This window comes from Psychrobium sp. MM17-31, assembly GCF_022347785.1.
GTDB lineage: Bacteria > Pseudomonadota > Gammaproteobacteria > Enterobacterales > Psychrobiaceae > Psychrobium.
Map to the genome: position 1 here is coordinate 60,585 of NZ_JAKRGA010000006.1, position 15,914 is coordinate 76,498.

The window sequence follows — 15,914 nt, forward strand, 5'->3', positions numbered from 1 at the left end:
ATTGGCATGTTAAATATTAGAAATCTTTCAAAGACCTACGACAATGGGGTCAAAGCACTAAACGGTGTTTCACTGGATATTGAACCGGGATTATTCGGCTTATTAGGACCTAACGGCGCGGGTAAATCGAGCTTAATGCGTACCATTGCTACATTACAATTGCCATCGCACGGCCAAATCAGTTTTGACAACAAAGACATTATTGAAAACCCTAATATTTTGCGATCATGCCTAGGGTATTTACCGCAAGAATTTGGCGTTTATCCTAAGGTTTCTTGTTATCAATTGCTCGAGCATATGGCGTTACTAAAAGGCGTAACTGATCATAAACAACGCAAGGCGCAAATCGAGCAATTGCTGCATCAAACAAATCTACATGATGTGCGTAAAAAAGACGTTAGCTCATTCTCGGGCGGCATGCGACAACGTTTTGGTATTGCACAAGCATTATTGGGGTCGCCTAAGTTAGTCATTGTCGATGAGCCAACGGCGGGCCTAGATCCATACGAGCGTAACCGTTTTCACAACCTATTGTGTGAGATCGGCGAAAACGTCGTGGTTATCTTATCAACCCACATCGTTGAGGATGTCAGTCAGTTGTGTCCAAACATGGCGATTTTAGCCCAAGGTCAGGTGCAATTAACGGGCAAGCCTCATCAGTTAGTTAAAAGCATTGAAGGCACCTTGTGGGGCAAAGTTGTCGAAAAATCACAAGTGGCAGATTATCAGTCGAAGTTTGATGTAATTTCAGAACAGCTGATTACCGGAAAAACTCAGCTTATTGTCCAAAGTGAATTCCAGCCAGAAATTGGCTTTGAACCTGTAACGCCTAATTTAGAAGATGTGTATTTTTCGACGCTGCACCAACTTAAAAAAGGTGAAACACATGATCTTTAAGTTAACGCAATTCGAATTACGCGCCCACTTTAAACAAATTGGTTTCTGGGTTGCTGCACTATTATTGGCGTGGATGGCGTTTTTAGTAACGGGTCAGCGCGGCTCTAATTTATTGTTTGCTAATTCAGCCTTTGCTATCACGCAAACCACCTTATTTATCGTGCCAAATATTATCTTTGTCGTCTGTGTTTTGGCTTCTTCAACACTATTGCGAGACAGTCAATACAAGATGGAGCCACTCATCTTTGCGACGCCGATTGATAAGTTTGAATATTTAACGAGTCGCTTCTTGGGGCTGTTGTTCGCAACCTTGACGCTAATGTTATTTACCATTGTGGTGATGATGCTGACATTGATTAAATTAGACTCAGCATTAGTTGGCCCGTTCCGCTTACAGTATTATTTCGCTGCTTTTTGTATCTTCATGGTGCCAACGGCAATTTTCGCCTGTTGCGTGGTATTTGCTACCGCGATGTTTAGCAAAAGTATGATTGCGGTTTATGTCTCGGGTATTGTTGTTTATGTGCTTTACATCATTGGCTCGGTATTTGGTAACTCTCCTTTATTGGCAAATTCATCGCCAATTTTAGAATCTGGCTCAGGTTTTTCCTCATTGTTAGAACCTTACGGGTTTATTGCCTTTATGGCGCAATCTGCCACCTGGAGTGTTGAGCAGAAAAACGTGTTGATGCCAATGCTGTCAGGTGATCTACTCCTCAATCGCATTTTGTGGTTGGCGATAAGCGCAGGTCTATTTGCCTTTACCTATCAGTGTTTTAGTTTTAGAAAAGCCAAAACTGTTAAAGCCCAAAAAGCTGAACCTGCAAAAACTCTTGGTGGCCGTTTGTTTACTCAGTGGCAAGCGGTGGCGGTGAATCACGATTTTAACCGCTTTAACTTGGCCATTTGGTGGTCGAAGATAAAGCTAGAGTACCGCACTGTCACTAGAGGATTTACCTTTATTGTCTTACTGGTGGTGACCGTGGTGTTTTCAGTCGCATTATTAATTGGCAATATTTTCTCGGGGCCGATCTCTGGTGGGCAACCTTACTTCCCGTCAACAGAATTAATTTTAGAAATGTTAGAACAGCCGCTATCTGATATCGGTATGTTAGTGGCAATTTTCTACACGGTAGAGCTGTTTTGGAATGAGCGTAACGTTAATATCAACGGTTTAGTTGATGCGACGCCAACGCGAAATTTTACTTTGTATTTCGCTAAATTGGCCACGGTATTAGCCGTTGGCTTTAGCTTAATTACCGTTAGCATTTTGTGTGCGATTGCCTTTCAGTTGAGCCAGCAATATTACGCCATCGATTTGTTTATTTACCTGTCGTTGTATTACTACGCTGGCGTACCTATTTTATTGATTACCTTGCTGACATTGTTTTTGCAGCGCTTTGCTTCCACCAAGTCATTGGGGCTGTTATTTGGCTTTGGTGTGTTCTTTGCCAATATTTTTGCTAAGGCAATATTATTTGAGCATCCGTTGATTTCATTCGCTTATCGCCCACAGTTTATTTTTTCGGATATGACGGAAGCTCACTATCACCTCGATGCGCTCCATTGGTATAACGCTTATTGGTTGAGTTTCGCCCTAATCTTAGCGGTACTGACAGTTAAGATGTGGCAGCGTGGAATATCTACAGTCAATCAAAGTATTGGCAAAGTTGGTGTCGCGACACTGTCAGTAGCTGTTATTGGAATGCTGGCAAGTGGCAGTTACATCTATTCGCAAGTGAACGTTAAGCATGAATTTTTAACAGCTGAGCAGCGTTTTGATCAGCAAGAGCAATATGAAAAGCGCTATCAGTCGTTTAAAAATATGGCTGTGCCGACGGTGACTGATATTACTGCCGATGTGGATATTTTCCCGCGTGATCGCAGTTATCAAGTAAAAGGGCGTTATCAATTTCAGAATAAAACGGCGCAACCGATTGATAAGCTATTAATTTCAGTGGTTAGTAGCGGTGCTATCGATGCAGAGTTAACCCTCGATGGTGCTTCATTAATTGAGTTTGATGAAGTGAATAACCAATATATCTATCAATTTAACAAGCCGTTGTTGCCAAATGCAGTTGGCGGGCTGAGTTTCACCTATGACATTACTCATAGTCCTTTTGTTGAATTAGATGGCGAGCATTATGTGACTGAAAGAGGCTCTTACATCGAGCTGGAAGATGTGATGCCTCAGTTTGGTTATGATTCTCGTTTGGCCATTAACAGTGAACGCGAGCGCGAAAAGCGCAATCTAGCGTCAATGTTATACCCTGCGCCAACTCGTAGCGATCAAAAAGTTGCAGACGATTGGGTTAATTTTGAAACCACCGTCTCGACCAGTGCCGATCAATCTGTGGTTGCGGTAGGTAAGTTAGTAAATAGCTGGCAAGAGGGCGATAGAAACTATTTCCACTATAAGTCTAACGGCAAGATCAACACGCAGTTTGCTTACGTATCGGCCGAGTTTACTGAGCACAAAAAACACCACAAGGGTGTGGATATCACGATATATCATCATCCTAAGCACAATAAAGACAATGCCTTGGTGAATCATGCGCTAACCCATACCATGGATTATTTTGCGAAAAACTTTAAGCCTTATGAAAATGATTATTTTACGGTGGCTGAGTTACCATATTTTTCGAGTAATCAATCTTTTGGTAGTGCGCAACCCGGCGTGTACTTAGGCGTCGAAAACCGTTTCTTTAATCTCAATAACGAAGGGGCTGAGGTAAATCCGTTGTTGCGCGGTGTCTCTCACGAGTTTGCCCATCAATATTGGGGGAACTATATTGAGCCGAATTATATTGGCGGTTATGCGGTGCTCACAGAAACCTTGTGTAAATACACTGAATTAGTGATGGCACGCCAGCTGTATGGTGAGTATGCGGCTAATGAAGAAGTGCATCTGTCGATTGATCGCTACTTAAATATGCGCTCGTACAATCCACGTATCGAAAATCCGTTATACGCCGCTGGGTTTGAACCTTTCATCTACTACTCTAAGGGTAAGCAAGTGATGCATGCGATGTTGGGATTGTTGGGTGAGGAGAAAATTAATCTCGCGCTGAAAGGGTTGTTGGCCTCTCATGGTTATCCAAAAAAGCCGACTTCACTCGATTTGCTCGATGCTTTCTATGGTGTGGCTAATGATAAGCAAAAGCTAATTATCGATGACATGTTTAAGCGCGTAGTGTTTCATGACTTTGAAATTCATAGCGCGGAAACAGCGGTTAACTCTGAAGGGCTTTATGCCACCCAAATCGATGTTAGCACTTTGAAGTTGGTGTTAGATCACAAGACCAATCAAGAAGTGGCTGAGCTTATCGATGACGTTATTGAAATTGGTTTGTATAGTGGTTTTCCAGAGGTTGATAATAGCAATATGCTGACCTTAACCGAGCTGCACTTTAACAGTGATCGCAGTAAGGTAACTGTGTATTCGACGGAAAAACCGCAATACGTGCAGATAGATCCAAATCGCTATCGCATCGACCGCGCGGTCGCGAACAATGTGATGGAAATACATTAGCATCACAATGTTAGTCAGCTTTGATTGACAGTCGATATAACCTTTTATATCGACTGTCGTTGGACTTTAGTTGAGGACGATGATACAAAACGCTCTTTAGACGACTCGATGAGTCGTTCATCAATAATAATAAGAGTCGTCTTATGATCGAAAAAATCAAATCACTTGGCCTTGTTAGCCAAATCATTGTCGGGATTATTCTCGGTGTCGCAATTGCTTTATCAGCGCCAGAAATGGCCAAGTCACTGTCTTTGTTTGGTGATCTCTTCATTAAAGGTTTAAAGGCTGTTGCTCCTATTTTGGTATTTGTATTGGTGGCGGCGTCGATTGCCAATCAAAAGCAAGATAGCGATGCCAACATTAAGCCTATCGTTGGTTTGTATTTTTTAGGCACCCTCAGTGCGGCGATGGTGGCAGTGTTAATGAGTTTCGCATTTCCAACCATGCTGACCTTAGATCTCGCTGGCGCTAATGCAAACCCGCCACAGGGGTTAAGCGAGGTTTTGAAAACACTGGCATTTAAAATTGTTGATAACCCAATCAATGCCATTATGACGGGTAACTTCGTTGGTATCTTGGCTTGGGGTATTGGTTTAGGTATCGCCTTAAAGCATGCCAATGAGTCGACTAAAAGTACTGTGCAAGATATGTCGAATGCCGTGTCATCGATTGTGCGTTTAGTGATTAAATTTGCACCGCTAGGTGTTATGGGCTTAGTCGCCAATACTGTGGCGACAACAGGTTTTGACACGCTATCAGAATACAGCCGCTTAGTCGCAGTGCTAGTGAGCTCGATGCTGATGATTGCATTAATTATCAATCCTCTGATTGTGTTTACTGTCACTAAGAAAAATCCGTATCCGTTAGTGCTTACTTGCTTGCGTGAGTCTGGCATTACAGCATTCTTTACTCGCAGCTCTGCGGCAAATATCCCTGTTAATATGGCGTTGTGTAAGAAGCTTAACTTGCATGAAGACACCTATTCGGTATCTATTCCACTAGGCGCAACGGTAAATATGGCGGGTGCTGCCATTACCATTACCGTACTAACCCTAGCAACGGCGAATACCTTGGGAATTGATGTCGATTTCACCACTGCTATTTTATTGAGTTTGGTTGCATCAGTTGCTGCTTGTGGCTCATCTGGCGTAGCTGGTGGTTCACTATTGTTAATTCCATTAGCTTGTAGCTTGTTTGGTATTACTGATGACATCGCGATGCAAGTGGTTGCGATTGGCTTTATTATCGGTGTGATCCAAGATTCAGCTGAGACAGCACTAAATAGTTCTACCGACGTTGTTTTTTCTGCCGCCGCTTCACATTTTGTTACAAGTGAAGAGCAATAAATTGTACCTATAGGCGATTGTATACATAGACATAATATGTCAGTATGCGCGCCGTTTATTAATCTTGTGAGAGAATCTTATGTTTACTAAGAAAAATCTGACTCTAGCTGCAACTGTTGCTGCCTTGGGTCTAAGTAATTCTGCGTTTGCTGAAAAGTTCGAGTTTTCATCAAGCTCAACTAAAGCTGGTGCTGTTGTTGTATTTCAAGCTGGCGATCAAGCGTCACCTGATTTAAGCCGTTTGGACAAGCAATCTCAATCGCAAATTTCTAACGCATTAAAAGCGGCAGATTTTTCTGGTAAATCAAAGCAAATGGTTGAGATTTTAGCGCCAGTAGGTATGGACGCTAAGCGTCTGATTGTTGTTGGTTTAGGTGACGACGCCAAATTAAACGCAGGTGACGTTAACCTTGTAGGTGCGGACATCAGCGCTAAATTAAAATCTAGCAAAGTTGAGAATGTTCAAGTATTTACGCAAGGTATTTCTGATAGCGTAAGCAATGCTAACTTCGCTGCTGAACTAGCACACGGCATCAACTTACGTGCTTACAAGTACGACAAATACTTATCCAAGAAACGTCCTGCAGAGAAAAACTACCACGTTGTTGTTTCTCAGCCTGCAAAAGCAGAGTCGCGTTACGAGTCGTTAGAAGCTATCGAGCAAGGTGTATTCTTAGCTCGTGACTTAACGACCGAAGTTCCAACGGAAATGACGCCAGTAGATTTTGCTAAAGCGGCAAAAGAACTTAAAAAACTAGGCGTAAAAGTTAAGATTTTAAAACCTAAGCAAATCAAAAAGATGGGCATGGGCGCACTTTATGCAGTAGGTAAGGGTTCGTCTGAAGGTTCACGCCTCGTTGTTGCACACTGGAAAGGTAGCGACGATGCACCTATCGCTTTAGTTGGTAAAGGTATCACTTTCGATTCAGGCGGTTACAACGTTAAAACTGGTAGCTCAATTGCTAACATGAAATCTGACATGGCTGGTGCTGCAGCAGTACTTGGTACAGTTAAAGCGATGGCATTACAAAAAGCACCAGTTAACGTGGTTGCAGTAATGGGTATGGCGGCCAACATGGTTTCTGAAAACTCTGTTGCACCAGGTGACATCGTAATGACTGCTGAAGGTAAGAGCGTTGAGATCTTAAACACTGACGCAGAAGGTCGTTTAGTTCTATCTGACAGTTTATGGTATGCACGTAAAAACTTTGAACCTAAAGTAATGGTTGATGTTGCAACCTTAACTGGTTCTAAAATCCGCGCCGTTGGTAACCGTTACATTGGTTTATTTAGTAACGACGAAGAGCTAGTGACTCAATTAACAGCGTCTGGCGATATCGTTGGTGAGAAATTATGGCGTCTACCGCTTGCATACGGCGACATGCTAAAGAGCCCTGTTGCTGATTTGCGCAACATCGGTAAAGGCGGTCCTGGTGCAACAACTGCTGCTATGTTCCTAAAAGAGTTCACTGGCGACACGCGTTGGGCACACTTAGACATCGCTGGTAATGCACTAACTGCATCTGACAAAGGTGTAACACAAGCTGGCGGTACTGGTCACGGCGTTCGTCTTCTAAGCCACTGGATTTTAAACACTCAAGTTAAGTAATTTGATTATCCATTTGAAAAAGCTGCTTCGGCAGCTTTTTTTATGTCTATTCGACGATAATTCACGACTACATGGAGGATGAGGAGAATAGTCAGAATGAATAGCTATATCTCAGGACTATAAAGCTGATATTACATAATCATTTGTCTATAGACTAACCAATTTATCAGGGGTAATATTTCTTTGATATTCAGGCAAGTAACGCTATGTAGATTGGGGTAGTTTTGTTTTACGATTTTCAAACATTTAGTCTCGATACCACTAATCGTCAATTGGTAATTGGCGGCGAAGCTGTCGAAATTGATGAGCGTGCTTTTGTCCTTTTTGACGCCTTGATTACTGCTTACCCTGAAACCTGTACTAAGCAACAGCTACTGGAATGTATTTGGCCTGATACGGTGGTGAGCGAGTGGTCTCTGTCAAAGCTGATTTCAGATATACGTAAAGTGTTCAAAAGTGCTGGTTACGATGGCCCTTTATTGCAAACGGTCCACGGTAAGGGCTATCGGTTAGCGGTAGAACTGGCCAAGGCGCTTGAAGGAGAGTCTGAACAGCAGAAATCACAAGAGCAAACGTCAGCTAAGCCTGATTCGACGAAGCTCAATATCAATAAAAAGCCACTCATTTTATTTTCAGTGTTGTTGGCGATAGTGATGATCGCTGTTTCTCAGTTCAATAAAACAAATTTGGTTACGCAAGAGCCAGCTGGTGCCATTGGTCGCATTCTGTGGGTTGACGACAATCCATCTAATAACGAAAAAGAGCGCGCTTATTTCGAGGCCAATAAAATTGCGGTTTATCCCATAGAGTCTACCGAAAAAGCGCTCAGGTTATTGTCGTTATATCAATATCAAGCAGTTATCTCAGATATGGGGCGACAAGAAGATAAGCTAGCAGGGATCCACCTGTTAGAGCAGATGCGCGCCGCTGAAAATGACACACCTTTTGTTTTATATACTTGGCATTCGACGCCTGAACTCGAAAAAGAGATTACCGATTTAGGTGGCCAAGCCGTCGCTGTTGACTCTCAGTCATTATATAAATATATCGAGAACTATATTGCCGTAGCGCAACAAGAATAATCCGCTAAATTATCAGTAAATCGACGATTTAGCTGTCGATTCAAAAGATTTCAAAACCTTTCAAACTCAAGCCCCGTCAAGTTATGGATAATGATTCTGCTGATTTTTTCGCTTTGTGAAAAAACGAAGAAATCCATCGCTCTCAATTGGTGTAAGCAAATATCACTTAGTGATATTAAGGATCTAAACATGGTTAGTTTAAATAACGACAATAAAAAACTTAGCGGATATCAAAAAACGCTTTTAGCAATAACAATCACCGGACTGTTAGCTGGTTGTGGTGGCAGTAGTAGTGACGACGATAAAAAAGAACAACCTAAAGTCGATACGACACCGCCGATGATTACCATCAATGGTACCTCAGTAACTTTAGAACACGGTGAAACCTATACCGAGCAAGGTGCCAGTGCCACTGACGATACTGATGGCACAGTTACAGTCACAACTTCAGGTACTGTTGATAATATGACCCTTGGTCAGTACACCATTACCTATAAAGCAGTTGATGCTGCTGGTAATGAAACGACGGCAACTCGACAGGTTGACGTGGTTGATACTACGGAGCCTGTATTGACTCTAAATGGCGCCAGTGAAGTGAATGTTGTCAAAGGTCAAACCTATGAAGAATTATCAGCCAGTGCTACTGACGCAGTCGATGGCGACATTACTATAACCACAGAAGGTAGTGTCGATACAGCGACTATTGGTAGTTACACTATCACTTACATTGCAAAAGATGCTTCTGAGAATGAAAGTCGATTGACGCGTACAGTTCATGTTGTTGAAGCTAAATTAAAAGGTACCGCTGCTGCTGGTGCCCCTATTGTCGGCACGGTGACTGTAAAAGACGCCACTGGCGCTGTGCGCAGTAAACTCATTGAAGCCAATGGTGATTATGAAGTTGATGTCACTGGAATGCAGGCTCCATTTCGTATCCGTGCAGAAGGCACTGTTGGGGGCCGTAGAGTGCAATTGCATTCATACACTAATGAATTAACTGCAGATGGCGTGGTGAATGTCACGCCGTTTACCGACCTAATTGTTGCTAATGCTGCGCAACAAATCGCATCTAACTTCTTTGATTCAACAGCAGATGAGTCATTAAGCGATGACGATATCAAAGCGCAGGAGACCGCGCTGCAAAATAAGCTTCAAGACGTCTTTGATGCTCTTGGGGTTGATAGTGCTATTGATTTGCTCAATACCAGCTTTAGCGCTGACCATTCAGGGCTTGATGCGGCGCTTGACGTAATTCGCATCGAAAACACCGCAGATAATATTATGACTATTACCAATATTATCGATGGCACGAGCATTACTGATGATGTGTCAGATAGCGATGACAATGACAGCAAAGTGGTTGCCGACAAAGATAAGCTCACCGGCGCGATATCCGATACGGTCGCCGTTGCTAACTTGTTTGATGCGTTAGCGAAAGAGTTTGCTGCTGGGCTGCCAAAGCCTGCGGCTATTGAAGGCTTCTTTGCTGATGATTTTGTTGATGATGATGAAAGCGTAGGAGAGCTACTCACCGATTTAACCACAGATCCTGACTTGATTGGCTTTTCGTTTGATAGTGTATCGGTAGAGGATATCGATTTAGAAAACAAAACGGCTAAGGCATTTTTCAATACCACAATTCAGGGCGTTGTCGATCCATCAACTGAAATGTGGATTGTGTCAAAAGACGATACCAAAGGTTGGCAAATTAAAGGTAACCAGCGAATAGCGGATATCGACGATTTACATTTCCACTGTAATGACTACAACGGCAGTGATGACAATCCAGGTGGTTGTGGTATTAACGTTTCAGTGGCAGATGATAATCCGAATAATAACGGCACTGACGGCAAACAATTCCAGTCTGCATTAGTGACTATTATCGATGGTGATGACGGCGAGACCGTTAAAGAGACTATTTATTTAGGTCTACCAGAGTATGAAGCATCGAACCTCAATGTTTATAATCCTGTATCTGGTCAATATAACTTTGATTGGGCTGGCTTTGGCAGTGGCGAAGGGGAAATTGACGCGTCAAAACTAGCAGCTGGCGACAAAGTTAAATATCAACTTTATACTGCTAATTTGGATTTAACTAACGCTCAGCAACCTGCTGTGACAGGTGAAAGTGTTGTTACTTATTATTCGAGTATTCCATTCGCGCCAGCGACAACAGGGCTATATCCTAAAGCTACCGCAGCAACTGCTACAGCTATTGCTGCCATTGGCTCTCGCGCAGATGATGATGACTTAACGCTTGAATGGACCTTGGCGGATGGCACTATCAACTATCAGGTGCTAGTAGAGTTAACGGGAACCAATGGTAACTACGCGCAAATGTGGGAATACACCAGCGGTACCGACACGACACTAGTGGTAGATTCTGCAAATCTGAATGCGCAGTTATTTGAAAACTCAGATTTCGATTTTAATCAAAATTACGAGTTTGTAGTGCGCATTTATGCTCAAGATAAGCAAACAGGTCAGCTCCATTCGACGGATTATCGCCAATTGGTTGAGTATAGCGGCGGCGGTGATAGTACGCCTCCAGATGGCAATAGTGGAGAATTAAACTGTGGCTTTGAATCACCATGGAATGATGCCACCGATATGCCTGCTTCTTATAACTCGTTCGCAGATTTCGAGACGGTTGTTGAAGCCTGTGGCGGCGTTCAAGCGGTAACTCGCGCCGATTTCGCTGGTAAAACGTTTATCGATGGCACTGAGAAAAATGTGTTCAATGACGACGGAGCGGCTACTTCAGCTAACCCGGGTACTGGAACATTTATCGATGAAGATGGTGAAAACCAAAGCTTCACATGGTATTTCGAGACGGTTAATCAGGTGCAATACTTAGTGGTTACTGGCAGTAATGCACAAGAAGGTATTGAGTTTAGAGATACTTTTGCAATAACCGCACTTGCGGGAACGCGGGGAGCAACTGGCTCGACGATGCAATTCAAAGTCTATGCTGAGCAATCGAACTACACCAATAGCGACATGGTGAGATTGACGGGCAGTGACGGCGAAATCTGGGGCTCCACTTTTACCCAAGAATAAGTCACTACTCGATAAGTCTATAAGCCGGAGTTCGCTCCGGCTTTTTTTGTTTTTGTGTGTTCTACGTGCTATCTAGGTGGTTATTGTTAGGCCAGATCTCTATAATACCCTGCAATTTATGCCAACCTTCAGAGAGTGAGTCTATGACAGCTACAACAGTCGTGCGTCCAAGTGGTCGCACCTATGATCAAACCCGCGAAGTAAGTTTTACTCGTGACTATACCGCTCATGCAGAAGGTTCTGTTTTAGTTGAGTTTGGCGGTACTAAAGTGTTGTGTAATGCGACTGTCGAAGAAGGTGTGCCACGCTTCTTAAAAGGTAAAGGCCAAGGCTGGATTACCGCTGAATACGGCATGTTACCTCGCTCTACTCATTCACGCATGCGCCGTGAAGCCAATGCTGGTAAACAAGGTGGCCGCACCTTAGAAATTCAACGTTTAATCGCTCGCTCATTACGTGCTGCGGTTGATTTAGAGCTACTGGGCGAATACACCATCACTATCGATTGTGATGTGATTCAAGCCGATGGCGGTACTCGCACAGCGTCTATCACTGGTGCTTGTGTTGCGTTAGTGGATGCCCTGCGTCACATGCAAGAAAACAAAATGATTAAAACTGACCCGCTAAAATACATGATTGCCGCTATTTCAGTTGGCATTTATCAGGGCGAGGCGGTGTGTGATTTGGATTATCCAGAAGATAGCGAAGCCGAAACCGATATGAATGTAGTGATGGCGGACAACGGCAAGATGATTGAAGTGCAAGGCACCGCTGAAGGCGAACCATTTAGCCACCAAGAACTATTATCAATGCTGTCATTAGCTGAGAATGGCATTAAAGATTTATTTGCGAAACAAACTGAAATTTTGAAATAGGGTAACGACATGAAACAGTATCAAATTGATTTTATTGAATTTGCACTTGAGCGCGGTGTACTTAAATTTGGTGAATTCACCTTAAAATCTGGCCGTGTAAGCCCGTATTTCTTTAACGCTGGTTTGTTTAATACCGGTAAAGATTTAGCGCGTTTAGGTCGTTTCTACGCGGCAGCTCTTATGGATAGCGGTGTTGATTACGATTTACTATTTGGTCCAGCATACAAAGGTATTCCAATTGCATCGGCAACTGCACTGCAATTATGCGAGCAACACGATATCGATATGCCTTACTGCTTTAACCGTAAAGAGAAAAAAGCTCACGGTGAAGGCGGCAGCTTAGTTGGTAGTGAGCTAAAAGGTAAAGTGATGTTGGTAGACGATGTAATCACTGCAGGTACGGCGATCCGCGAATCAATGGACATCATCAATGACGCTGGCGCTGAACTTGCTGGCGTATTAATCGCCCTAGACCGCCAAGAAAAAGGCAAAGGCGAATTATCGGCTATCCAAGAAATCGAACGCGATTACGGTGCTAAGATGATTTCAATCGTGACGCTAGGCGACTTAATCGGTTACTTAACCGAAAAAGGTGAGATGGGTGATACGCTAGCAAGTGTTACCGCTTATCGCGAGAAGTACGGCATTTAGTCGTTAATTATCGCTGATAAACTAAAGGGCCGCTATATGCGGCCCTTAGTTTTTATATCGTTTGAAATAAGTTTGGGGATAAATGAATTAGAGCAAGGCATTTATTTTGATGTATAGCAGCGCTATATGAAAAATCAATAACGCAGCTATCATTTATTTAGCCCAACAACTTAGCAAATTGTTGCCATTGCTGTTCGAAACCGTCTGTTGGCTTGGTTTTAAAACCGCTGCGGACAAACTGATTGATACGGCCTTCGGCATAAGCAAGTAACATGTTGGCGAGCTGTGCTTCATCGATATCAAAGCTCTTTCCTTCGCGTAGCTTGCGTTCGCGTAGAATTTGCTTGAGGTGCGTTTCTAGCTTTTCAAATAGCAGGCTGATGCGCTCGCGCAGCCTATCGTGTTCACCAAGTAGTGCATCACCAGTAAGAATTCGCGTGATACCTGGATTTTTCTCGGCAAACAACAACACTAATTGGATGATGTGATGACAGCGAAGTAAGGTGTTTTTTTCTTCACTGGTAATGATGTTAACGCGTGATAGTACTGATTGTTCAATAAACTCGATTAATCCCTCAAACATACGCGCTTTTGATGGAAAGTGGCGATATAGCGCAGCTTCAGAAACGCCAACCTCAGCAGCTAGTTTTGCTGTGGTAATGCGGTTTCCCGGAGTTTCTAGCATGTGAGCTAATGATTGGAGTATTTGTTCGCGACGGTTCGATTTTTTGGTAACGGCCATGAGGCAACTAATCCTACTGCTATAAAGTGTTGGGGATGTAAAATTTATTGAGCCTGATTGTAATGCTTAATAATTTCAACTACTAGTTGTTTTGCTAATTCTTGTTTATCGGCCAGTGGTAAATCAAGTTTACCTTGTGGCCAATATAATGTGAGTGCGTTGCTATCACTATTGAAACCTTGGCCTGCAATGCTGACGTTGTTGGCGGCAATCATATCAAGCTTTTTGCGTTGTAATTTTCCGCGGGCGTAGGTTTCAACATCTTGAGTTTCGGCGGCAAAACCAACGCAGAATGGGCGTTGCTCTTCAAGCGCTGAAACATCAGCCAGAATGTCTGGGTTCTTAATCATGCTAACGACCATGTCATCGTCGTTTTTCTTGATTTTTTGATCGCTAATAGCAGCTGGGCGATAATCGGCAACCGCAGCACAGGCGATAAAAATATCGTGCGTTGGTGCATGAATGATGGCTTGCTTGTGCATATCGCTAGCGCTAACTACATCGAGGCGATTAACACCATTTGGTGTTGTTAATGACACTGGTCCAGCAATCAGTGTGACATTAGCGCCAAGTTGTTTGGCTGCTTGTGCAATGGCAAAGCCCATTTTTCCTGAGCTGTGATTGCTGATATAGCGCACGGGATCAATAGCTTCACGGGTTGGTCCCGCGGTAATTAAAATATTGAGATCTAATGACGGCGCGGCAAAATGGTTTGTTACGCGCTCAACGATTTCCATCGGCTCTAATAAGCGGCCTTTACCCACATCGCCACAGGCTTGCTCGCCGCTGGCAGGGCCCCAAATGTACATGCCCATTTGCTCAAGGCAGGCAAGGTTGCGCTGGGTGGCTTTAGCGGCGTACATTTGCTGGTTCATCGCTGGGGCGATAGCGATTGGCGCGCTAGTGGCTAAACAAATGGTGGTCAGTAAATCGTTAGCCATACCTGCGTTAATTTTGGCAATTACATCGGCAGATGCGGGTGCTATAACGACTAAATCTGCCCATTTAGCTAGCTCGATGTGGCCCATTGACGCTTCGGCAGCAGGATCTAATAAGCTATCGCTTACCGGATTGCCACTCACTGCTTGTAGGGTAAGTGGTGTAATAAATTCTTTGGCACCTGCAGTCATCACGACACGCACGTCACATTGTAAGTCTTTTAATCGGCGAACTATTTCAGGGCATTTATAAGCGGCGATTCCACCTGTGATCCCTAAGACGACTTTTTTGTTTGCGAGTGTCATGAACTAAGCCTTTATTCATTGATATTCAATTGGGGGCATAAGATAGCATAAAGTCGGCGAAATTCGCTTACTTGACCCATAATTAATGTCTATTTCTTCATCGTGTGTTTCTAACAGGAGGTTGGGGATGAGTGACAGTCATAGTTCAATTAAGGAATGGCCGGAGCAAATGCGGCCACGTGAGAAGCTGCTACAATATGGGGCGCAATCATTGTCGGACAGTGAACTATTAGCCATATTTTTACGCACTGGTGTCAAAGGATGTTCGGCGGTGGAATTGGCTAATCGCTTATTGGTGAGCTTTGGTGGTTTAAATGAATTACTTGGCGCAAACCAGCAGCAGTTTTGTGAACATTTAGGATTAGGTCCCGCCAAATACGCCCAGCTTAATGCTGTGTTGGAAATGAGTAAGCGTTTTTATCGTCATCAATTAGAATCCAAAGTTTCGATGACTAGCTCAAATGCAGTTGCTCAATATTTATCGCATTTGATGCGCGAGCTGCAATATGAGTGTTTTTATGTGTTGTATCTCGATAATCAAAATCAGTTGATTAGTTGTGATGAAGTTTTTCGCGGTACTATTAATGCGGCAAGTGTTTATCCGCGAGAGATAGTGCGCGAGGTGATTAAATATAATGCCGCCAGTGTGATACTCAGTCACAATCATCCATCGGGGATCGCAACGCCTAGCGAAGCGGATCGTAGAATTACCCAGCGAATCGTCGACGCACTGGCACTGATCGACGTCACGGTTTTAGATCATTTCATTATTGGGCGAGATGATCCTTATTCTTTTGCCGATCACGGTCTACTTTAATTGTTTTTTTTCTGATAGAATGCCCGCGTTTTTGAGAGCGTAGCTCCTTTATTGCCCAT

The 15,914-nt window shown here is 43.4% G+C and carries 11 protein-coding genes; 9 read left to right on the forward strand and 2 right to left on the reverse strand.

Going from position 1 to position 15,914, the window contains the following annotated elements:
- The first annotated feature begins 6 nt into the window (after window positions 1-6).
- The 8 genes from MHM98_RS16750 (at window position 7) to pyrE (ending at window position 13,052) form a co-directional block, all read left to right on the forward strand.
- Window positions 7-897 (forward strand): ABC transporter ATP-binding protein, encoded by an 891-nt coding sequence (locus MHM98_RS16750; protein ID WP_239440516.1) that lies wholly within the window; start codon window positions 7-9, stop codon window positions 895-897.
- Window positions 887-4,429, forward strand: coding sequence for a M1 family aminopeptidase (locus MHM98_RS16755; protein ID WP_239440517.1), 3,543 nt, complete (start codon window positions 887-889; stop codon window positions 4,427-4,429). Before MHM98_RS16750 ends, MHM98_RS16755 begins: the two co-directional genes overlap by 11 nt.
- A gap of 143 nt (window positions 4,430-4,572) precedes the next feature.
- Window positions 4,573-5,775, forward strand: coding sequence for a serine/threonine transporter SstT (gene sstT / locus MHM98_RS16760; protein WP_239440518.1), 1,203 nt, complete (start codon window positions 4,573-4,575; stop codon window positions 5,773-5,775).
- 79 nt (window positions 5,776-5,854) lie between these two features.
- Window positions 5,855-7,384, forward strand: coding sequence for a leucyl aminopeptidase (locus MHM98_RS16765; protein WP_239440519.1), 1,530 nt, complete (start codon window positions 5,855-5,857; stop codon window positions 7,382-7,384).
- A gap of 224 nt (window positions 7,385-7,608) precedes the next feature.
- Window positions 7,609-8,466, forward strand: coding sequence for a winged helix-turn-helix domain-containing protein (locus tag MHM98_RS16770; protein ID WP_239440520.1), 858 nt, complete (start codon window positions 7,609-7,611; stop codon window positions 8,464-8,466).
- 189 nt (window positions 8,467-8,655) lie between these two features.
- Complete coding sequence (locus tag MHM98_RS16775) at window positions 8,656-11,526, forward strand: DUF5011 domain-containing protein (RefSeq protein WP_239440521.1); 2,871 nt, start codon at window positions 8,656-8,658, stop codon at window positions 11,524-11,526.
- 161 nt (window positions 11,527-11,687) lie between these two features.
- A complete protein-coding gene (rph, locus tag MHM98_RS16780; protein ID WP_239440664.1) occupies window positions 11,688-12,401 on the forward strand; it encodes a ribonuclease PH in 714 nt (237 codons plus the stop codon).
- A 9-nt stretch (window positions 12,402-12,410) separates the two neighbouring features.
- Window positions 12,411-13,052: an orotate phosphoribosyltransferase gene (pyrE, locus tag MHM98_RS16785; RefSeq protein ID WP_239440522.1), complete on the forward strand. Its 642-nt coding sequence runs from the start codon at window positions 12,411-12,413 to the stop codon at window positions 13,050-13,052.
- 157 nt (window positions 13,053-13,209) lie between these two features.
- Here the strand turns inward: pyrE and slmA are convergent, their stop codons facing one another.
- Complete coding sequence (gene slmA, locus MHM98_RS16790) at window positions 13,210-13,794, reverse strand: nucleoid occlusion factor SlmA (RefSeq protein ID WP_239440523.1); 585 nt, start codon at window positions 13,792-13,794, stop codon at window positions 13,210-13,212.
- Window positions 13,795-13,838: 44 nt separating this feature from the next.
- On the reverse strand, window positions 13,839-15,038 hold the full coding sequence (coaBC, locus tag MHM98_RS16795; protein WP_239440524.1) for a bifunctional phosphopantothenoylcysteine decarboxylase/phosphopantothenate--cysteine ligase CoaBC: 1,200 nt from the start codon (window positions 15,036-15,038) through the stop codon (window positions 13,839-13,841).
- 127 nt (window positions 15,039-15,165) lie between these two features.
- Between coaBC and radC the strand changes: the two genes are divergently transcribed.
- A complete protein-coding gene (gene radC, locus MHM98_RS16800; protein ID WP_239440525.1) occupies window positions 15,166-15,855 on the forward strand; it encodes a DNA repair protein RadC in 690 nt (229 codons plus the stop codon).
- Window positions 15,856-15,914: the final 59 nt, after the last annotated feature.

Bases quoted from the DNA above. Each gene is read 5' to 3' on its own strand.
- coaBC (WP_239440524.1), bottom strand. From the start codon at position 15,038: ATGACACTCGCAAACAAAAAAGTCGTCTTAGGGATCACAGGTGGAATC.
- slmA (WP_239440523.1), bottom strand. From the start codon at position 13,794: ATGGCCGTTACCAAAAAATCGAACCGTCGCGAACAAATACTCCAATCA.
- MHM98_RS16755 (WP_239440517.1), top strand. From the start codon at position 887: ATGATCTTTAAGTTAACGCAATTCGAATTACGCGCCCACTTTAAACAA.
- radC (WP_239440525.1), top strand. From the start codon at position 15,166: ATGAGTGACAGTCATAGTTCAATTAAGGAATGGCCGGAGCAAATGCGG.
- sstT (WP_239440518.1), top strand. From the start codon at position 4,573: ATGATCGAAAAAATCAAATCACTTGGCCTTGTTAGCCAAATCATTGTC.
- MHM98_RS16775 (WP_239440521.1), top strand. From the start codon at position 8,656: ATGGTTAGTTTAAATAACGACAATAAAAAACTTAGCGGATATCAAAAA.
- pyrE (WP_239440522.1), top strand. From the start codon at position 12,411: ATGAAACAGTATCAAATTGATTTTATTGAATTTGCACTTGAGCGCGGT.
- MHM98_RS16765 (WP_239440519.1), top strand. From the start codon at position 5,855: ATGTTTACTAAGAAAAATCTGACTCTAGCTGCAACTGTTGCTGCCTTG.
- MHM98_RS16750 (WP_239440516.1), top strand. From the start codon at position 7: ATGTTAAATATTAGAAATCTTTCAAAGACCTACGACAATGGGGTCAAA.